Origin of the sequence: Desulfitispora alkaliphila (assembly GCF_050433185.1) — a bacterium.
Classification (GTDB): Bacteria; Bacillota; Desulfitisporia; order Desulfitisporales; family Desulfitisporaceae; genus Desulfitispora; species Desulfitispora alkaliphila.
The window spans coordinates 39073-60551 of sequence record NZ_JBNPXS010000016.1 but is presented as its reverse complement, the minus strand read 5'-3'; the positions used below and the strand labels follow the sequence as shown (position 1 = coordinate 60551).

Sequence of the window (21479 nt, the reverse complement as noted above, 5' to 3'; positions counted from 1 at the left end):
CACCCTTGTCATTGGCTAGTGGTTCCCACTACCAAGCCCACAGCGGACTTTCACCGCCAAGTTACCGCCCGTGCCGGGCACACATAAAAAAAAACTTGGCTTTTGCCAAGTTTTAATTATTAATCAATCTGCTATTTGCTGTTAGTGGCTCTGAAACATCTAAATGACCTGCTATAGTTTCTACATATTGGCCATCTACTATGATTTGCACTTTATCAACCGCCGGAAACTGGGTTAATGTATTTACAACAGAATAAACTGTTACTGCCTCCCCACTAGAACCACCTATGTGATTATCCACTAGCGCCCTACTAAAGTCCACTATTGCCAATCCCTCATCTTGCTTGACATTGATGTCTAGCAAAACCGTATTATCTGGCATAGTAGGTAACAGTCCACTCTCAAAAGAAGGTCCCTTAATCAGTTCATTTACAGTGGCTCGACCAATGCCTTCCACCTTATTAATTGTTCTTTCTTTCTCCACTAGGTGTTGCCCCTTTGCATCAGCAAAATAAAGAGTTACCTTCATTTCTTCTGTTTGCTCAGCTTCACCTTCATCTTCATCATCTTGTAAAATCCACTCTTCAAGCTCCAACTCAGTAGATTCCTGCTCTACAGATATCTCAGGTTGATCTTCACCATCTTGTTTCATCGACACTAGCCTGTCTACTAAACCACAACCACTAGCAAATAAAATCATAGAAATCATTAAGAGCAGTAGTAATACTTTGTTTTTAGATAAATCTTTCATCTTATCTCCTTCCTCCTTTGCTTTGATTTTGCATCACTAAATCATATAGAGGTAGGAGATAAAATATGCTATTTATTTATATTATTTTTCCAAAATTTTCATAGAATTCTTCAGGGCCTCAATGAATTTTTTGTTCTCCTCAGGCGTACCAATGGTAACTCTAATATACGTGGGCATTCCAAAAACGTGACCAGGTCTTATTATTACTCCCTGTTTTAGCATCTCTTGGTGAAGCTCTGTAGCATCTATGCCTGTGTCTAACATTATAAAGTTAGCCTGAGTATCTATCCAACTAAGACCTAATTTCTTAAATTGGTCTTCCAGTACCTTTTTCTGAATAATATTTTCCTTGCGACAAAAACTTAGATGTGCGGCGTCTCTGAGAGCAGCTATAGCGCCTGCTTGAGCTACTAAGTTTGTGTTAAAGGGCTCACGCACCCGTTCAATCATTGCAATAATCTCCGGTGAAGCGATCCCGTAACCCACCCTAATACCTGCGAGACCATATATTTTTGAAAATGTTCTAAGCACAATGACTTGCTTACCTTGACGAACATAATCGATACCACTTACAAATTGGGGATCATCAGCATATTGGGCATAAGCCTCATCTATAACTGCAATAACATGTTCTGGCAGCTGATTTATAAACTGCTCCAACTGGTGTTTTTTAACTATTGTCCCTGTTGGGTTATTGGGATTACAGATGAAAACTAACTTTGTTTTATCCGTGATTTCTTGCAACATTCCCTCCAGGTCATAACAATTCTCTTTGAGGGGAACTGCCTTTACTTCCGCATCCATAACTTTTGCAGCAAAATCATAGGCCATAAAAGAAGGTGCTCCAAAAACAACTTCCTCACCGGGATTTAAAAATGCCTGAGCAATCATCTTTATGTTCTCATCAGAGCCATTTCCTAAAATAAAGCACTGGGGGTCAAACCCATATTTTTCCCCCAGAGCAACCTTTAGTTCAAAGCCGTTGGCGTCTGGATAAATATGTATTTTTTCTATTGTCTGCTTCATGGCCTCCACGGCTTTTGCTGAAGCGCCGTAAGGGTTCTCGTTTGAGGCCAACTTAATAATCTCATTTAATCCTAGTTCCCGTTTCACCTCTTCTATTGGTTTTCCAGGAACATATGGTTTTATTCTAAGTATAGTCTTTCTGATTAATTCAGCTAGCAATTTTCATTCTCCTTTACAAGCTGTATAGTGTTTTTCCATCTAATACATTAATATTTCGTGCTGCCAAAACCTCTTTTGCCTTATCTACAGCTTCTACTCTAAATAATACCACTGCATTTTGAGCACTATTCTTCAAAAATGCATACAAATACTCGATATTCACACCTGCTTCTTCCAACACATCCATAACTCCTGCCAACCCACCAGGACTATCTGGTATTTCTACTGCAATTACTTCAGCTTCACTAACTGCAAAGCCGGCTTCTTTCAATACCTCAAGCGCCTTTTCAGGATTGTCCACAATAAGACGGAGAATACCAAAGTCGGTTGTATCGGCAATAGATAAAGCTCGGATGTTTACCTCTTGCTCACCTAAAACCCTAGTTACTTTAGCCAATCTTCCAGATTTATTTTCCAAAAATATAGAGATTTGCTTAACCAAAGTTATAACCTCCCTTTTTTAAGTTTTTATTCAAATCTACGCTTATCGATAACTCTTTTCGCTTTGCCTTCACTGCGTTCTATGGTCTTAGGTTCTACTAGCTTAACTTTGGCGTTAATATTAAGCACTGTTTCTATTTCCTTTGAAATTTTGTGTTCTAACTGCTCTAGTCTGCGAACCTCATCGGAAAGCATTCTATCAGATACCTCTACCCAAACCTCTAAGATATCCAAGTTTCCTATTCTATCTACTATTAATAAATAGTGAGGCTCTGTCTCTCCTATTTCTAAAAGAACACTTTCAACCTGAGATGGGAATACATTTACTCCTCTGATAATCAACATATCATCACTGCGTCCAGAAACCCGCTCCATACGCACATGGGTTCTTCCACAATTACATTTTTCTTCAATCAGCCTAGTAATGTCCCTAGTCCTATATCGTATTACTGGAAGTCCCTCTTTTGTTATTGTAGTAAATACCAGCTCTCCCTTACTGCCCATGGGCATTACCTCTCCGGTTTCAGGGTTGATAATTTCCGGAATAAAGTGATCCTCAAAAATATGGAGTCCATCTTTTTCAGCACACTCGCAGGCTACGCCTGGACCCATAATCTCACTTAAGCCATAAATGTCAAGAGCTAGTATGCCAAACTTATTCTCTATTTCCTTACGCATACTATTTGACCAAGGCTCTGCCCCAAAAATTCCGCACTTCAGCTTTAGGTCGTCTTTAGTTAGCTCCATTTCCTCCATCACTTCCGCTAGGTAAAGGGCATATGAAGGGGTACACGCCAGCATAGTAGTTCCGTAATCCTGCATAATCATCATTTGCCGCTTTGTGTTCCCTCCAGATATGGGGATTACAGATGCACCCAATTTTTCTACCCCGTAGTGAAATCCTAACCCACCTGTAAATAAACCGTATCCATAAGCCACTTGAATAATATCTTCTTTGGTTCCACCACCAAAGCTAATACATCTTGCCATTAACTCTGACCAGGTACTTATATCTTTGCGAGTGTATCCTACCACCGTAGGTTTCCCAGTAGTACCTGACGACGAATGAATTCTAACTATTTCACTCATTGGAGTTGCAAACATTCCATAAGGATAGTTATCCCTTAAGTCCTGCTTATTTGTAAAGGGCAGTTTTTGCAAATCATCTAGACTCTTAATGTCCCCTGGCTCTAACCCTTTCTCTTGCATTCTCTGTCTGTAATAGGGTACATTGTGATAAACCCTCTCTATTGTTTGCTGCAGACGCTCCCATTGTAACTGTCGCAATTCATCTTGAGACATGCACTCATATCTCTCGTTCCAATACATCTTTTTTTGCCCCCTTTTCTTTATATATAAATTAAAAAAATTGTATGATATTAATCGGTTAAATTATAATCTATTCTACAACAGGGGCTGTTCTCCTGCAACTATTTTACTATTAAAACCGAAACCTCAGAATTATTAGCTACCTTGCCACTTACTGTACCTAGTAAAACTCTTTTAACACCTGTTAAGCCCCTACTACCCAATATCACCAAGTCGTAATCTCCAGAGTTTACTTCTTTTAGTATCTCATCGGAAGGCCTTCCCACTACTTCTCTAGTTTCCACTTTATTTTGTGTAAACTTCTCCTTCAGATGCTTTGTCATCTTGCGTGTGGAATCTAATAAAATATTCAACGTTTCTTTTCTAGTCTCTGCTAAATCTGGGGGGATTATTGCCCCAGGCATGGGATAGATTGGTTGCTCGTAAACCACTGACATTATTACCACTTTGCTATCAAAAACTTTGGCAATTTCAATTGCTTTCTCAAGCGCCTTAAGAGACGTTTCTGAACCATCTATTGCAAGTAAAATTTTCTTCATTTATACACCCTCCTCAATAATTTTATCCTAAATTATTTCTACACAAAGAGCTTTAATCCCTCTGTTTAAATTAGATTTCTAGAATCCAAAAGCTTTTGTACAAGTAACACATTCTTTAGGTAAAGGAGTCTGTTCTAGTTCCTTCTGGTGGGTTTCATCGGCCTGTTTCATTTTGATTAGACTTGGGTCCCCATCAGTATAGCTTCTTAACAACTTTTTAAAGCTCTCTTCCCTCTTGGCAAATTTTTCTCTAAAGGAAATGTAAGAGGCATCTTCCCAGATTTCTTCGAAACTCGTATCTTTAATATTCCCAAAACTTTTTCTAGGTATTTTGTAGAAGTTATCTTTAAAAACCCTTGGATTTTCTTCTCTCCCCAAGCAGGTACATGGAGTTACATCACCTGTTGCTGTAATAAACACGAACTTATTAGGATTGATCTGACAGACTGGCTCTATTTCATCGATGCTCAGAGGATACGTTCGTAGCTGTAGATTGACTTTCTTCGCTTTCTTTTTAGCTGTTTCAACTATTTGTTGATATTCCATGTTAGGCTCACTGGTCCAGCTAAATATTTTACTCTCATTTGCCTCCCAACTGTAAACATAATCTTGATTAATGGCGTACACCTCATCAACCTTTAGCTTTGCAGCCATTGCAACAGCTTCAGGTAATTGTTGGATGCTATCTTTTGTCATCATATAAGATAGTTTAACTTGAGGGTTAGATGATTTATTTTTGTCTCGAGCCTTTATTAGTTCAGCAATACCTGCCTGTAGTTTAGACAAGTCAGACCCTACTCGCAGGGAATTATGATTCTCCACCCCAGCTACAGAAACTGATACCATATCCACACCAGAATCAATAATATTTTTTATGTTATCATCAGAAAACAAGGTGGCATTAGTCGTCATTCCCACTGTTGCCCCAGCTTCCTTAGCAATTTTAGCCATATCCCACAGATTAGGATTTAGCATGGGCTCCCCCCACCCCTGTAAGTAAACCCAACTAGTCCAAGAAAAATATGGGGTTAGCTTTTTGTACAAATTCAAGGGCATCAAGTCATTAGAGTTATTTTGTGTAATGTGAGTAGTAGGGCAAAAGGTACATTTCATATTGCATACAGATGCCACTTCTACTTGCATTGCGTCTAAAACTCTTTTTTGTTTCTTAGTTCTCTTAAAAAGTCGCTTTAGCAAAATCCTCCCCCCCCTTCACTTGTTAAAAAAACCTCACCGTTAATGGTGAGGTTTTTCTTTTAACTAATTTTAACACATTCACTATTTAATTGTCACAAGAAGCATGGCTTCCGCAAACATATTTTTCCGACATAACCTCTAACTCTTTCTTGATATACCCATTAACAGCATCTTCTACTCTAACTCCTTGACCCAGATAAACATCAATGTTAACTGCTCTAAAGCCCATTAGCGGTTTTTTACCCATACCTGTTACTATAATTGCTTGTACACCTTGATCAGCTAACATTTTTACAGGCTCCAAACAGCCACCAGCTGTGTGCCCCGTATTAGCAAAGGGAGTCACGCTAACTACCTGATCATTTTCTAATTCTACCAGTGTGAAGACTTGACACTTGCCAAAATGCTGTGCTCTAAGTGCCTCTAATCCACCAGGAGCCTCTGAAGGCACCGCCACTTTTATTTTTGACAAAACAACCACCTTCTCTCAAAAATTTTATACTTTAATTATACAACCTACAAATACCTTTTGCAAGTATCCTATGTGTTTTTATTTAACTCCCTTTGCAATCCTCAGGACACCTGGCGCACTGAGGGCAATCCTGGCAGTAATCTGTTTTATCCATGGTTGTAAAACAATATGTATTCTCTTCCTTCCAGCAGGGCTTTGCCCTATTTATATACTTATCTGTTCCTTCTGCTCTTCCGCCCTTACAATTTTCTTTCCACCAACAGGGATAAAAATTTATCATTTGCTTTACTCCTGCAATATTTAGACCTTTGTCATCTAACAAAGGTTTTATAAATCTTAAGCGCTTGATATCATTGTTGGAGTACAATCTCTGTTTATTCCTTCTAGCAGGCTTTATTATTTCATTGCGCTCCCAGATTCTCAGAGTTTCCTGATGCACTCCTACTAACTCCGCAGCGACGCCGATGGTGTACATGGGCTTTTTGTCATCACTAAACAAAAAAACACCTTCTTTCCCACATAATTAGTACCTCTGTGCTTTTACGGTTTTTTAAAAGGTATTACTTTGCCCATGCTTTTTTGAGGAGAAGAACTTGAAGTATCACAAGATCCACACCTCTTACCACAACCTGAATCATATCCCACAAAGATTTTGCGCCACAACACTTGCCAGCCACCCTCTACTTCTTCAACTTTCGTCTCAATAGTATACTGAGGACCTTTGGGAACACTCAGCAGTCTAGACTCAGTAACGGCTATAATCTGAGCAGATTTTTCTGCTTTTTCTCTTGTGGAAAATATCTTTTGCGTTTTATTCCAATCCATTTAAAACACCCTCTCACAATTCCGTTATCTTCCTAATTATAACCATATTATAGAGTTTTTTAAATAGGTTTGCAAATAATGCAGGTTTTTTTTCAGTTAGTGAGAATAATATATAGAGTTGGACATTTTTGTGGCTATTTAGGTAAAGATAACATAAGGAGTGAGAAGTTTGAATTTAAAACAATTAGCAGGTTATATCGACCACACACTATTAGATCCTAGGGCGAGTAAAGAAGACATTATTAAACTGTGTAATGAGGCTGAACAACATGGTTTCGCTTCAGTTTGCATCCACCCTTATCACGTGCGCACAGCGCGAATGAATATCAAAGGTCAAGACACAAAAATTTGTGCAGTGATAGGATATCCTCTAGGTGCAAACAACACTGCTATTAAAGTTTTTGAAGCAAGAAACGCAATGTCTTCAGGGGCAGATGAACTAGAAGTAGTTATTAATATCGGTGCCTTAAAGGATGAAGAAGAAACAACTGTTAAAGCAGACATGTCTGCTATAGTAGGAGCTGGCAGAGGTAAGAAGATAAAAGTGGTTCTAGAGACGGGCTATTTTGACGATGAAGATATTCTTCTAGGTTGTGAACTGGCTAAATATGCCAATGTGGATTTTGTTAGTACTTCTTCAGGTTTTGGCCCCACTGGAGCTTCACTAGCTGATGTACGGCTCTTGGCTAAAACTGCAGCTGGCAGCTTTCAGGTAAAGGCCGCTGGTGACATTGACGATTTGAGTACTACTATTCAAATGCTTCAAGCAGGAGCTACTAGAATTGGAACAAGCTCCGGCATAAAAATCCTTGAAGAACTGAGAATAAGAGCTACTACTCTACGCTAACAGAGCGAACAAAAAGAGGGCACACTTGTGCTCTTTTTTTAACCCTATTGCATTATTATATGGTATTAATAAAATCAAAAATGATATAGAACATTCTGTATGGAAATGTTATAATATAGAAAAATTAAATTGCACTTTTAAGTGCAATTTAATTCGCCCAGAAATGTGGTGAAATTGTGGACAAGATCTTAGAAAAGTGGGCTAAGACAATCAGCATGGAAACTGGCAAAAGCCCAAATGTGATGCTTTACGGTCTAAAGGTATTGGTTAATACCCTTGGGTCGTACACTCTTTTAGTTATTATATCACTAGCGCTTAACATGCCCTATATTCTAATTTTGGCCATTACATACTCCAGCTTGAGAATTATATCTGGTGGAGCCCATGCAAGTACTTCTCTTAGATGTATTGTTTTAGGCACAATTATATTTATTGTGCTAGGTTTTGTCACAAGGCTCTTATTTTTAGAGCCCGGCCTGTCACTTTCTATACACTACTTTCTAATAGTCTTTTTAATTGGATGCATTATAGTTTACTTATACGCACCACACAAGTATTCGGGTCGCACTTACACTGAAAAGAAAATACTAAAGCTAAGGATATTAAGCTTCCTGTATCTAGCTGTTTGGCTGGCAATTGCAATCTGGTTAAGTGGCACTGAGAATGAGATGGCCCACTTGATTGTAACAGCATCAGCAGTGGGCCTAACCTGGCAGCTGGTGACGCTGACACCGGCTGGCTCTAAATTGTTTTTAGCTTTAGAAGGACTTTTATTCCAAGGAGGTGTTAGCAAGTGAAGAAGAAGTTGATAACTTTAATAAGCTTAGTTGTTACATTTTTTGCCTTTGCCAATGTGGCTGCAGCAACAGGCCCATACGCATACGAGCCCGAGGTTCCAGAAGAATTAAAGTAGCTTTTTGAACACCCATGGGTTCCACTAATTACTATCAACTGGGGGAAATACTTATATGGATGACATCAGAGTTTTTCTTTTCTTATACTTAGTACAGGCTATTCTTATGGCATACATGGGCCTGAGTCTAGTGGGCAAAAAGCCTACTATAAAAAAGGTATTGCTAATTTCATTGCTATATGCTACAGCTGTACACCTAGTGCGGGGAATTTATATTCTCCAAGAGCTCTCCTTTGGCTCACATACACTACTATTATTAATAATATTTATACTTATTTTGAGGGTGGTTGCTTTAAATTGGGGAAAGGCTGCAATATCTGGCATTTCTGTCGTAAGCCTTATATTATTGGGCTTCTTTATCCCACTTTTTTTTATTAATCTATTTGAGCTCGCACATAATGAAATATTAAACAATGTATGGTTACATATTGCAATAGGTCTCTCTGAATCTACTGTTTTAATATTCGCGATAGTCATTCAAAGAATCACAAAGCTTACGATTAATATTGATAAGTTGACTGCGTAAAGGAACGTGTAATATGAATAAGGTTATTATTATGATAAATTTAATATTAATTCAGGTATTTTTAGTACTTTTTATTGCAACTTATGAGGCTTTTGGTATCACCATAAGTGAATTTAAGCTGACCATGCCCATTTTAGTTATTGTATCCATAGCTAGCGGAATAATTTGCATAATTTTAATAAAAAATGTTCTTATGATGATGAAGCTAGAGACAACTAGGGAAAAGGAATTGCTCCAGTACAAAAACGACAAAGAACTGGTAGAGTTAATGAGAGAGATGCGACACGACTTTAATAATCATTTAACTGTAATAAAGGGTTTAATTCAGTTAAACAACCACGATAAGGTAGAGGAGTATATAAACAGCCTGGAAAATGATACTGATACCTTTAAGAAGCTAATGAACCTAAAGGATCCTATAGTGGCAGCCTATTTAATCAAGACTATTAACGAGCTAAGTCATAAGGGAATTGACTCCCAGATCCTTATCAGGAGTACTTTAGATGAATCCCTCTACAATGGAAAGCTGCTGGTAAATATTTTGGGCAATCTAATCGATAACGCCATCTATGAGCTGGAAAAGAGATTGCATAAGCAACAAAGTAAAATGACAATAGAAATCGCCGAATCCGACCGCAGCTATATATTTAGTATTGGCAATTCCGGAGAGCCTTTGGATAAGAGCACAGTAAAAGCTATTTTCTCAAGGGGATATACAACAAAAGGCACTGAGGGCTCTGGCTTGGGTTTACACATAGTACAGCAGGCGGTTAAAAAGCTAGACGGCGAGATTGAAGTGGATTGGTGCGAAAGCCAGGGTGCAATTTTTCGCGTCAAGCTTCCAAAGAGATGCTCAGCTTAATTTATCCCTACCTATTTCGGCAACTTTCCTTAGGCCTTCCATAAAATAAAGGAGTGCTTATTGCACTCCTTTATTTTTCCGTTGGAAGAAAACCTAGCAAAAGGGAATCCCTAATGCATTAAAATCTAGAAAGACCACAATAAGCCCCCTTTCAGAATCGAATACAACACGGTTTCCTTCACACTTCTAGTAAGTGGCCCCCATGGTCAAAAAAGAACAGGTACTTCTCCTTAACTGGTATGTGCCATATTCTCTCCACTGCCTTTGCGTAAAGCTGTAACTGCAACTGATAGCGCTGACGCAGTATTGGCTCCGCCTGGGCAAAGCCTCCGCTAAACTTCCCTTTAATTCTATCGGTTTTGTAATCTATTAATACAATTCCCTGATCCTCAAAGAAGAGGCTATCGATAACCCCCTGTAGTAGTACGTGCTCTTCACCGCCCTGCCAATCTCTGTATATCTCCCTAGAGGGAAGCGCCAAACTAAAGGGTATTTCCCTTTCAATTCGACTAGAAGCCAACATGCGCTGTCCCACAGAGCTTTGAAAAAAGTTAACTACGCTTGATGCTTCAACTGCTTCCGCTTGTTCCGCTGTCAGCTGCTCTCTTGTTACCATGGCTTCGATTTGCCCCCTGATGGCATCCTCAGAAGCAATATTGCTAAAGTCCAAGTGCTGCATTACCTTGTGAGTTACAACACCCACTTCAGCTTGGTTCATTTTCTGCTGCTGTAAAAATCCAGGTCGGTCATAGATGATTTTGGATTCTTCCTCAGCAGAATTTTCTGACTCCATTTCAGCAGCAGCACTTTCCCAGGCCCGTTTAATATCGGAAACAGTCTGCTTAGACATATAGGTTGTAGATTCCATATGTAGATAGTTCCAAGTTAAGCGGCTATCTATCTGCTCACTTAGCCTAGTTTTTACATCTATTGGGCTGTAGGCCATAATCTTTTCTGTAATTTCTCCAACTGTTTTCTTCTGATCTTCTTCGACCATAGCCAACTCATCAGAAGAAACATGTTCAATGTGCCATTGGGAAGGATCCTCACATACCTCTTTCACATTGGGCTTTTCATCATCAGGACGCCACAGCTTCTGGGCATGGGAGTGTCTAATCAAGGACATACCCACCCAATCTAAATAGGTATTGCAGTTTGCCCGTTCATAGTCAGGCAAGAGCCACTCTTGGCAGGCCATGTGCTTTCGCCATTTTTTGCACTGCTTTTCAAAGTCCTTTACTGTACCCACCATAAACAGCTTCTCTTCTGCTCTAGTCATGGCCACATAAAGAAGTCGCATTTCTTCTGCTAATAGCTCTAGGTGCATTTTTTCCTTGATGGCCATCTGGGACAAAGATGGGGTACTAAGTCGAGCTATTGGATCAATTATTCTAGTGCCAAAACCCAGCTGTTTGTGGAACATAAAGGGCTTTCGCAGGTCCTGCATATTAAACTGCTTATTCATGCCTGCCACAAAGACCACAGGGAATTCTAGCCCCTTGCTTTTGTGGATAGTCATTACCCGCACAACATCTTCCTGTTCTCCCAAGGCTCTAGCGGCGCCAAAGTCCCCGCCTCGATCTCGCAACCTTTCCACAAAGCGCAGAAAGCGAAATAGGCCTCTAAACGATGTGGCCTCGTATTGGCGCGCTCTATCGTAGAGGGCTCTTAAATTGGCTTGTCTCTGGTTACCCCCTGGCATTCCACCCACTAAATCATAGTATCCAGTTTCAGTGTATATTTTCCAAATCAAGTCTGCTAGGGAGCCCCGTCTGGCCTCCTCTCTCCATTGACCTAATTGTCCAAGGAAACGATCTAGCCGACTGTAAATTTCTAACCCATTCTCTTGCTGCTCCCTTTCTAAAAAAGCTATACAGGAACTGTAAAAGTCAGCATTACTGCAAACTCGTATCTGAGCCAACTCTTCTCCGGTGAGTCCCACTAAAGGAGAACGCAAAACTGCAGCTAGGGGGATATCCTGCCGGGGATTATCTATTACTTTTAACAGCGACATGAGCACATTTACTTCAGTTGCTTCAAAATAACCTGTGGTCAAATCAGCATAAGCTGGAATCCCTTGACGCTTAAATTCTTCTAAGATTGTTGGAGCCCAGTTCTTTGAGGCTCTCAGTAAAATCACTATATCCCTGTACTTAATATTCCGCTCCACTTGGGCTTTTTTATCGTAAACCTGAAAAGGAGTGCTATCTTTTTTCCCAATTAACTCTTTCACCTTCTCCGCCATCAGACGGGCTTCCAGTTGAGCTGTTTCCAGTTCCATCTTGCTCACCTGTTCTTCACCAGCTTCACTTTCCTGCAAATCGCTCTTATCTACAACCATCAGCTCTATAGGGTTCTCTTCTTTTTGGGGATAATTAGCACCGTAAATTAATTGGGCTTTAACATCATATGCAATTTCCCCTACCCTTTGACTCATTAATTGTTTAAATAAAAAGTTGGTTCCAGCCAAAACCTCTGTACGGCTACGGAAGTTTTTTGCCAAATCTATTAATAGACCTTTACTATCTTGGCCTTGATTGCCATAGTCTAAATATTTATTTAAGAAAAGCTGGGGCTCTGCTAGACGAAAGCGATAAATACTCTGCTTTACATCCCCCACCATAAACAGCTTCCCGCTAGCCTCTCCCCCTGCAACCAACTGCAATATGGTTTCCTGAACCATATTTGTGTCCTGATACTCATCCACCAATATCTCAGAAAACTTCTTGCTGTAATCATTACTGGCCTCACTCATAATCTGAAGACAGTAGTGCTCTAAGTCAGAGTAGTCTACTAGACTCCTTTCCTGCTTAGCCTCTTGAAACCTGGTAGCAAAAGCTTCAACTAACTGTGTTAATTTGCCCACTACTGGTGCCATCTTCTGCAGGTCCGCTAGGTATTGAGCAGGCGACCGATCAAAGTACTCGTCCTTGATCTTTCTTACTTGCCCCTTTGCCTCATCCCGTAGTTCCTTAACCGCTTCTTTAAGGATATCGTCGTATTCGTCCCCTTTGCAGGGTTTTAGCCGCTCAAAATGCAAACCCTTGTACTTCTTATGCAAAGCTTCAAAACTAGCTGTAGCTACAATTAGCTCCTCTACTTGAATTAATTCCTGCTGCAAGGTCGTCTTGTAGTTGGGCCCCCCTGGCTTTTCGCACAATTCTATGCCTCTTATCAACTTTTCCTTGGCTCCAGTAAGTTTTGTTTTTACACTCTCTAACAGTTGCTGGGTCCAGAGTAGCTGATCCATAGAGCTTTCTGGATCTACTTTATAGGACCTACTTATCTCTTGAAGCCACTCCCCTGGCCACGGATTACTTCGGGAAAAATGGTACATATCTAGAACTAACTGTTGAAGTTTGGCATCATTGCGATCAGCTGTATAGCAGTCTACCAAACGGTAAAATTCTTCGTCTTCTTGTCCGTACTCTTCCTCCAATAGTTCCTCCAGCACTTCTTCCTTGATTAATTCTATTTCAGCAGTATCCCCAACCCTGAAGCCCGGGTCTAAATCGGTTAAGTAGTAGTATCGACGCAGCACTGATAGGCAGAAGGAGTGGAATGTAGATATATGTGCCTTGTTTATCAGCGCCAGCTGCCGCTTTAGGCTTTCATCTCCAGGTCTATTGGCCAGTTCCTGCTCTAACGCCTCGCCTATCCGCTTTCTCATTTCAGCAGCTGCCGCATCTGTAAATGTAACAACAAGAAGATTATCCACATCTAGCGGATCTTTAGGGTCGGTTATGCGCCTGATCAGGCGCTCTACCAAAACAGCCGTCTTTCCAGAACCAGCTGCAGCAGCTACTAAGGTATCAGTACCCCTTGCCTCAATAGCCTGCTGCTGTTCTTTAGTCCACTTCACCATTTAACGCCTCCTTCTGCTTCAGTTTCTGTACTATTTTTTGTTTATTCTCTACTTGTAGCTGTCTATAATCATTTCCTTCTATGCTTTCATCGAAGGCGCAAAATGGTTTAAAGCTACAGTAGGTGCACGCTTTTTTATCCTTAAGCTTATAGGGATTTATTTCTATATTGCCAGCCAGTATTTCTCTGCCTGATTGGATGAACACATCTCTAGTGTGCTTTCTCAACACTCCTATCTCTTCTTCTCCTATCACTGAAGCTCTGCTGTCAAATTGACCATCTTTCTTTAAGCGCACAGGCACAATGTCAGAACCTTGCTCCAAATCTACATCCATCATTTTTGCAATTTGGGAGTCAGCTACAACCAAGCCCTTCATCTTAAATGCTTTGAACAGCTCTTGCTCCAATTCCTCTCGCTTCAGCTCCTTGGCAGTAGAATACATAGGGTTGTGCACATGGAAATACAACAGCCCTGCAGGCAAGGCTTGAGTCCCCAGCCATTCTTCAGAGTGAGTAAGTGCCACATCCAAATAGGTAAGCATCTGCAGAGATAAACCATGATAGACTTGACTCAAATCTAAGTCAGTTCCACTGGACTTGTAGTCCACAATTCGCAAGTATAGCTCTGACTGCTCTTTGGCCACATCTACTCGATCTATACTACCCACCAACTCTATAGTGCTATTATCGTCTAACTTCAACTCCAAGGGAGGTAACTGTCCCTTAGGTCCAAACTCCAGCTCCAACCCTCTAGGTGCAAACTTACTTTTACTAACATGTTTACACATAGCTGCAGCTGACTTTCCAACTACTGCCTTGAGCTTTTTGGTCAAATACATATATCTATTTGAACTCATGAGGATTTCACTCTGAATTTGGGGCGCCAACTCATCCACCGCTTGAGCAGCAAGCTCCATGCTCTCTTCTTGACTTATGGTTGCCCAATCCCGCTTTTCGCTTATAACTCTTTGGGTAAACAAAGTTAATGCCTGATGGAATAGCTGCCCCAAATCAGGGGTTTCCAAGCGAAAGATTTTTCTCTCCCTAAGCTTTAACCCGTGGTGAGCAAAATGGGCAAAGGGACATTGTTTGTATTTCTCAATGCGAGAAACACTTACCTGAAGCTTATTGCCAAAGAGAACTTCTCCCGTTCTTCTGTTTAACTTTTGCTCCTGGTTAGTATAAAATAGGCTTCCCAACATAATAGCAGCTTGTTGTTTCAACTCACTATCTTTTACATACCAGTTATAAACTTCCCACCAGAGTTCATCCACAGGATAGCCCCGCCGCCACTGGCGCAAACTGGCCACAAGATGGGATAGGGTCTGTCTGGGCAAAGTGACATAGTTGAGATCGTCCCCACCCATTTCCTCCCCTGGCTCAGGATATATCATCTGTTCCTTAAGCTGGGGAAACAGTTTTTTTATCAGGTTTAGCAAATTTGATGGGAGTAAAGCCTTTCCTTCCTCATCTGCCAGAGGATAACTGAGCCATAATTTATCTGATGCACTGGTTAAGGCATTGTAGATAATAAACTGCTCGTCCAAAAGCTTTCTCCTGGTATCTGGTCCTAGGAGTATCCCCCCTTGAATTGCCATTAGGTCCCGCTCTTCTTCAGATAAAATTCCCTTTTCCTTCACTCGAGCGGGAACAATCCCATCATTTACACCCAATATAAATGCGCAACTCACATTAGACAACCTAGATCTATCCATACTGGCAACCATAACCTGATCTATGGCAGGTGGCACCAGAGCAAAACACATACTGTCTATACCCGCTTCTATGAACCGAACAAACTGCTGAGGGCTCATTTCTTCTGCCCCCATAATCTCCACTAACTGATCTAGAAGCTCCAATACCGCCTTCCACACTTGGGAATGCTCTCTAGCGCGGAGTAAATCTCCCTCAGCTTCTGCTTTTTGCTGTATCTGCTTTAGCTTTTCTGGGATATCCAGTTCTTCTAATAAGTAATATAGAGCGGTACACATATCTCTGCCGGTTTCAGCCTTTTTTAACTTTTTCTGAAATTGTAACAATTGAGTCGACACCAATTCTCGCAGTTGGTTAATCCGTACTAAATCATATTTTTTCTTACCCCGTTGCCATTCTTGCTGCCATTTGCTCCCCTTAATCCCAAACTCTAGCACGTAGTTTTCGAACACATCTAGCTCTGATCTAATCGACCCTAGCTCATCTATGCTTTCTACGGGATATAATAGCTCTGTCTTAATACAGCGAAAGACTGCATCATAGGTCCAGTTGTGGGTTACTACCTCTAAGCTAGACCTAATCAATTCAATTAGAGGATGGTGAAACATTGGGCGTTTCTGATCAATGAAAAAGGGAATATGATAGTAGGAAAACACTGTTCTGATTAAATCGTGATAGGGCTCTAGGTCTCTAACTATAATAGCTACATCTTTATAGCGATAGTCTCCATCCCGCACTAAAGCAATGATCTCTCTAGCCACTTGCTCTATTTCCACTCGCCTGTTTACAGCAGCCGCCAGCGTTACCCCCTCTTCGCTGGTAGCTGGAACGGGTGGTCTCACATTAAAATACTCTTCCAAATGACCTAAGGCCTGTCGTTCTTTAAAGCGCAGAGGTGTTCCCTTAACCTTAGTCTCTGGACACAAGTTTAAGTCCAATACTCCCTCTATATCAACCAAGCTTTCCTCTGCTAGTTCTTTGATTTTTTGATAGGTCTGAGCTGGCTGATAGAATAACTCCATTTCTCCTGGCAGTTGATGGTCATAAGGTCTGTCCAAAGTTAGAGTTATATTTACTTGATCACAGTGAATGATTAACTGTTTCAGTACTAATAGTTCTTGGGGATCTAGATAATGAAAGCCGTCAACCCATACTCGAGCTCCTTTAAGATAGCTGGAATTGTCTATCTTAGTTGCTAGCAAGGGCAGGTAGTCTTCGTTGTAAAGATAATGTTGTGCCATCTCCTGCTCTAATTCTGCATAGATTACAGCTAAGTCTTGTAGTTTATGGTCAAGGGCCTGCTCCCCCTGTAGGCGCTCTCTGCTGTCCTGTAATAATTCTGGGGTAATGCAGTAGCGCTTTAATTCGGCTACCATTTCCTCTAGCTGCTGGGAAAACCCTGGTTTTTCCCATACTTTATCAAAAACCTTTAGCTTATCTTTTTGCCTTTCCACAATTCTGCACAAAAGCATATTCATGCCCCTGTTGTCCAAGTGGGTTCGGGTCATGCCCCCTGTTTCTCCTAGTATCCGATAGGCCAATCTTGAAAAGCTAAGCACCTGAGCTCTGATATTACCCTGAAGACTTCTAGCTGTACTGAGGTTGTATTCGGACTGAAAGCTCATCTGCTCTGGTACTAGATATATTAACGGCTTCCCATCGGGCTTAGCCTCTATTTCCTTACTCATCTCTTCCAGGCAGCTGCTGGTCTTTCCAGTACCAGCCCTTCCTAATATAAAGCGCAGTGACATAACAAATCCCCCTATTTATTCATCTACCTAACCTAAATCCTGCTCTGCTTCCTCTACTCTCAGATACTACTTCTAGTCGCGCATCGATCCGCTCCCTCAACTCGGGTACGTGAGATATAATCCCCACTAGGCGCCCCCCTTGTTGTAGGTCAATTAATGCCTTCATGGCAAAATCCAAGGTCTCTGGATCCAGCGTGCCAAAGCCTTCATCAATAAAAATAGCATCCAAGTAAACCCCACCTGAATGGTTTTGAACCACGTCAGCCAATCCCAGTGCTAGGGCCAAGGAGGCGAGAAAGGATTCGCCTCCAGATAGAGTTGCAATACTCCGGGCTTGCCCCGTATAATTGTCAAACACTTCAAGATTTAACCCCGCTGCTGCCCGTTTGTGGGCCCTATCCATGGTGCGCTGCAAATGATATCTTCCCTTGCTCATTAGCTTAAGGCGCTCTGTAGCCGCCACAGTTACATCATCCAATAGAGCTCCCAGCACAAAGCGCTGAAAAGTCACTCCAACCGGATTTTTCCCATTGGCCACATCAGCTAAGTGCCCTAAAATACCATACTCACGCTCCAGTTTTTCCACTTTTCCTGACAATGTCTCCAACTGCATCAAACACTTGTCTTGACGCTTAACCTGTTCACCCAGTTGCATTCTTCTCTCAGTTAGCTGCTCTACTGTAGTACTAATTAGCTCCACTGTTGCTAACAGCTTTTCTAAATCGGGCTCCTCCAAGTTTGCAGTGGCTACCACTGCCCGCTCTTGCCTATCCTGAGCGGCACTGTACTTGTGTTCAAAGTCCTGTATCTCTTGTTCCAATAACTTTAGCTGCTCCTGGGTCAGCTTTGCCTGCTGAAACTCACTATAATCTGCAAAGCCCACTTCAGTTAACCTGCGTTCAAACTGTTCCTGCTCATCTTTCCAATGCTGTTCACAGCGCTTTAACCGCTCTTCTGTTCCTTGAAACTCTGTTTTTATTCTAACTAAGTTCTCTAGAGCCTTGTCTTTTTCGAAGCGACTGCTTTCCAAAAGCTGCTCAATTCTATTCAAGTCTATTTCTACTTTTTTTCGTGTATCTTTTAACACCTGATCATCCTGCAACTCTTCAGGTACTTTACTTTGCTGCAGATTTATTACAGCCTTCAGTGCACTTAGGGAGCTATTGAGTTCCCCCTGCTTTTCTTTTAGACTTTCTAAATCTTTTTTAGTTTCTTCCCCTTTAGCTTTTAACTCACTGTATTCCTTGGTTAAGTCTACTTCCCGCTGCTTAGCATTGCGGGCCTTAGACCATAGCTCCTTCTTTTGCACCAATTGCTCTTTAAGCTCCGCTATGGAGGACTTTAAGTCTTCTCCTAATTCTTCCTTTAGATCTATTACTTTTCCTTCCAGCTTGGCTTGGTCTAGCTCTAACTTGTCAAGTTGCTCCTTGGCTTTCCCCAACTTTTCTTCTGCCCGCTCCAACTCTTCTTGCTTATGTTGCAGTTCTTCTTCTGAGGGCAAATCCCCTTCATATCTAGCAGGGTTAGGGTGTTCTAATGAGCCACAGACGGGACATGGTTTTTCTTCCTCAAGCCCACGGGACAGTATAGCCGCTTGTCCACTGTGGATTTTAGCTTGAGTTTGCTCCACATCACTTTTGGCTTGATCGTATGCTAACTTTAGTTGATCCAGTTTTTTGCGATCTTCACCTAACTCTTGTCTCCTTACTTTTAGCTGGGCTTCCAAATCTATTAAACTCTGTCTTTTCTGCAGCAACTTTTCATGAGCTTCCACTTGCACTTGTAGCAACTGTTCACTGGTAGCTAGGGTTTTTTTCTGCTCTAGCTCTGACTCAAGTTGCTTAAGCTTGTCTTCCACTTCATTTAATTCCCCGGTCTTCGCTTGTATATCTGTTTTCATGGCTTTCTCTGTTGTTTCTTGCTTTGTTAGCTCTAATCTGTTTGCGCCCAGTTCTGCTACTGCTTCCACAAAGCTACCCAACTCTGTTAGCTTCTGCTTGAGCTCTTCTCTTTCTGGCTCCCGGGCTTCGGCTTCTCTAAGTTTCTTGCTTGCCTCTTGCTCTTGCTTTTGAGCTTTTTCTAAGCTGACTTTTTTGTTGTCAAACAACTCTTTTACTTCCTCTAGCTCTTCTACCCTAGCCTTTAAATTCCTCTCGCCATCAACTAGTTGAGCAGCCTTTTGGGCACTCTGGTGCTTTTGTTTTTTGTCCTGTATGGCTTGTAGACTATCCTTTAAAGCCTTTAGCTCCCTTTCTGCCACTTTTAACTCTTGAAATTTAGCTTGAATTTCTCTCCCTTGATGCAATTTTTCTTCAGCGCTCTTTTTTTTCTGGATCTCATCATTAAGCTTAGTTAAAAGCTCTTTAAGCTCTTGTTGGTTATTTTCATTTAATTCCTGTAAGCTCCTTTGATCTACACAGCCCACCTGCTGAAGTAGAATTTCCTGTTCCCGCTCCATGTCCTTAATTTTTACTTCAATCTCTTTAGCACTTTCCTTTAAATGAGCTTCAATGTACCTGTAATGTTCAGTACGAAATAGTTTTTCAAGGATTTGCTGGCGCTCCTTAGAATCTGCCATTAGCAACTTGCGAAACTGGCCTTGAGGCAAAACAACTACCTGTCTAAATTGCTCGCTGGTAAAGCCCAATCTCATTTCTACAGTATCGGTTACAGCCTTCCAGCCACTGGCCTCAATTTTCCACTGGTCCTCTTCCAGTTTCCACAGAGTTGCTTCTGCATTCTGAACAGTAACTCCCGAACCCCTTTTCTTTGTACGCTCCTGTTCAGGTAGCCGCTTTACACAAAATATGTGTTCACCTAACTGAAATTCAAACTCCACTTCCGTAGTCACACTAGCATCAGCATATTGACTGCGCATCTGTCTCCCATCTCGCTCAGCTCCACTGGTATCACCGTAAAGAGCAAAGCACATAGCATCAACAAGGGTTGTCTTTCCAGAACCTGTGGGGCCATGAATTAAAAATATATTTCGCTCTCCTAGGTCCCTAAAGTCTAATTCTTGCTTTTGCACATAGGGACCAAATGCGGCCACTGAAACTTTTAAGGGCCTCATTTATTTCACCTCCCGCTGTGACTTGTAGAATTCTTCAAGCCCAGCTGCTAAAGCACTATTATACTCTTCAGACATGGGCTCATTGGTAACCTGTTGGAAAAAGGCAGAAAACAGGTCTTTGTCTTGAACGCTTTTGTAGTCACCTTGGGGTTTACACATATCTTCTTGTTCTTGTCCCATTGTGGGGCGTTCGATGTGTAGCACATTTGGATAAACCTTTCTCAGTTTGCCAATAGCATCTAATATAGCTCCCTTGTCTTGGAGACTAACCACTAGATAATCTTCCTTTTGCTTATCCTCATGCCCATTGGTCAATATCTCCTCAAGTAACCCCTCAACTCTACGCAAATCCCGTTTTGGCCTCAGATATACCTGTTCAACTTCAACGTTACCCTTAGAATCTAGCTCCACTAAGGAAATTGATTTATTGTGCGCAACCTCTGAGAATGAGTATTTCAAAAGGGATCCTGAATATCGAATACTATCCCTTCCAATGGATTGGGGGCGATGCAAGTGGCCAAGGGCCACATAATTGAAGGGAGTAAAGTGATTCCAGTTTACTGCTCCACTGCCACCTACACTCAAGGGTCTCTCAGATTCACTTTCCTGTCCTCCTGCAAGAAAGGCATGACCAACTGCCACCTTGCGCACGCCTTGAGGCACTTGCTCCATGCACCTGTTAATGGCTGCTTGCATCGCTCCATCCACGTCTGGAATCTGTTCTAACTGTAGCCCCGCTCCTACTATGGCCGGCTCAGCATAAGGCACTGGGGAAAAGCACACATCACCGTACTCGTCCTCTAACACAACAGGCTCTATATCAGCTCGATAGCTGCCTATCACATGTAACCCCCGATAAGCTAGCAGCTTATGACCAAAACTCAACCGCTCTGGACTGTCATGGTTGCCTGCAATTGCCACTACAGGGGTTTTATGTTCTATTAAAATTTTAGACATCACATGATCTAAGAGTTCCACTGCCTCAATTGGGGGCACAGATCTATCATAGATATCTCCCGCTATTACTACTGCATGAGGTTTTACATCTTGGACTAACTTAATAAACTCTTCCAGGACCCAAGCCTGGTCCTCTGTCATATGCTTGCCGTGGAACATACGGCCTAAATGCCAGTCAGATGTATGCAAAATTTTCATTTTTTACCTCCTCCTACTATGAGAAAACACTCTAGC

General features: G+C 41.5%; 18 protein-coding genes. 5 read left to right on the top strand and 13 right to left on the bottom strand.

The features are described from left to right. Positions 1–112: 112 nt before the first annotated feature. From GGQ84_RS07665 to GGQ84_RS07625, 9 genes are all read right to left on the bottom strand, one after another. A complete protein-coding gene (locus GGQ84_RS07665) occupies positions 113–751 on the bottom strand; it encodes a GerMN domain-containing protein (protein ID WP_429161361.1) in 639 nt (212 codons plus the stop codon). 81 nt (positions 752–832) lie between these two features. After that, positions 833–1936 (bottom strand): histidinol-phosphate transaminase, encoded by a 1104-nt coding sequence (gene hisC / locus GGQ84_RS07660; RefSeq protein ID WP_429161358.1) that lies wholly within the window; start codon positions 1934–1936, stop codon positions 833–835. Between the two features lie 13 nt (positions 1937–1949). Continuing rightward, positions 1950–2378 (bottom strand): ACT domain-containing protein, encoded by a 429-nt coding sequence (locus tag GGQ84_RS07655; RefSeq protein ID WP_429161356.1) that lies wholly within the window; start codon positions 2376–2378, stop codon positions 1950–1952. Positions 2379–2404: 26 nt separating this feature from the next. Next, positions 2405–3706, bottom strand: a complete 1302-nt coding sequence (locus GGQ84_RS07650) for a phenylacetate--CoA ligase family protein (protein WP_429161354.1) — start codon at positions 3704–3706, stop codon at positions 2405–2407. A 101-nt stretch (positions 3707–3807) separates the two neighbouring features. Further along, positions 3808–4245 (bottom strand): universal stress protein, encoded by a 438-nt coding sequence (locus tag GGQ84_RS07645; protein ID WP_429161351.1) that lies wholly within the window; start codon positions 4243–4245, stop codon positions 3808–3810. A 78-nt stretch (positions 4246–4323) separates the two neighbouring features. Next, positions 4324–5442 carry a radical SAM protein gene (locus tag GGQ84_RS07640; protein ID WP_429161349.1) on the bottom strand — a complete coding sequence of 373 codons (1119 nt, stop codon included), beginning with the start codon at positions 5440–5442 and terminating at the stop codon, positions 4324–4326. Positions 5443–5527: 85 nt separating this feature from the next. Further along, positions 5528–5914 (bottom strand): NifB/NifX family molybdenum-iron cluster-binding protein, encoded by a 387-nt coding sequence (locus GGQ84_RS07635; RefSeq protein WP_429161346.1) that lies wholly within the window; start codon positions 5912–5914, stop codon positions 5528–5530. 82 nt (positions 5915–5996) lie between these two features. Then, positions 5997–6413, bottom strand: a complete 417-nt coding sequence (locus tag GGQ84_RS07630) for a MerR family transcriptional regulator (RefSeq protein ID WP_429161343.1) — start codon at positions 6411–6413, stop codon at positions 5997–5999. Between the two features lie 41 nt (positions 6414–6454). Further along, a complete protein-coding gene (locus GGQ84_RS07625) occupies positions 6455–6739 on the bottom strand; it encodes a hypothetical protein (RefSeq protein ID WP_429161340.1) in 285 nt (94 codons plus the stop codon). A 169-nt stretch (positions 6740–6908) separates the two neighbouring features. Between GGQ84_RS07625 and deoC the strand changes: the two genes are divergently transcribed. From deoC to GGQ84_RS07600, 5 genes are all read left to right on the top strand, one after another. Further along, a complete protein-coding gene (gene deoC / locus GGQ84_RS07620; RefSeq protein ID WP_429161338.1) occupies positions 6909–7586 on the top strand; it encodes a deoxyribose-phosphate aldolase in 678 nt (225 codons plus the stop codon). 176 nt (positions 7587–7762) lie between these two features. Continuing rightward, positions 7763–8383: an accessory gene regulator ArgB-like protein gene (locus tag GGQ84_RS07615; protein WP_429161335.1), complete on the top strand. Its 621-nt coding sequence runs from the start codon at positions 7763–7765 to the stop codon at positions 8381–8383. Beyond that, a complete protein-coding gene (locus tag GGQ84_RS07610) occupies positions 8380–8499 on the top strand; it encodes an AgrD family cyclic lactone autoinducer peptide (RefSeq protein ID WP_429161334.1) in 120 nt (39 codons plus the stop codon). The genes GGQ84_RS07615 and GGQ84_RS07610 overlap by 4 nt, the downstream gene beginning before the upstream one ends. A gap of 106 nt (positions 8500–8605) precedes the next feature. Beyond that, a complete protein-coding gene (locus tag GGQ84_RS07605) occupies positions 8606–9025 on the top strand; it encodes a hypothetical protein (RefSeq protein ID WP_429161331.1) in 420 nt (139 codons plus the stop codon). Between the two features lie 31 nt (positions 9026–9056). Continuing rightward, positions 9057–9887: a sensor histidine kinase gene (locus GGQ84_RS07600; protein WP_429161328.1), complete on the top strand. Its 831-nt coding sequence runs from the start codon at positions 9057–9059 to the stop codon at positions 9885–9887. Between the two features lie 178 nt (positions 9888–10065). On the opposite strand, the gene addA is transcribed toward GGQ84_RS07600, so the two are convergent. The 4 genes from addA to GGQ84_RS07580 are packed head-to-tail and all read right to left on the bottom strand — an operon-like array spanning position 10066 to position 21443. Continuing rightward, positions 10066–13752, bottom strand: coding sequence for a helicase-exonuclease AddAB subunit AddA (gene addA, locus GGQ84_RS07595; protein ID WP_429161326.1), 3687 nt, complete (start codon positions 13750–13752; stop codon positions 10066–10068). After that, a complete protein-coding gene (addB, locus tag GGQ84_RS07590) occupies positions 13736–17215 on the bottom strand; it encodes a helicase-exonuclease AddAB subunit AddB (protein WP_429161324.1) in 3480 nt (1159 codons plus the stop codon). Before addB ends, addA begins: the two co-directional genes overlap by 17 nt. A 19-nt stretch (positions 17216–17234) precedes the next feature. Continuing rightward, positions 17235–20288, bottom strand: coding sequence for an AAA family ATPase (locus tag GGQ84_RS07585; protein ID WP_429161321.1), 3054 nt, complete (start codon positions 20286–20288; stop codon positions 17235–17237). Continuing rightward, entirely contained in the window at positions 20289–21443 is a 1155-nt protein-coding gene (locus tag GGQ84_RS07580; RefSeq protein ID WP_429161318.1) for an exonuclease SbcCD subunit D, read from the bottom strand. Between the last annotated feature and the right edge of the window lie 36 nt (positions 21444–21479).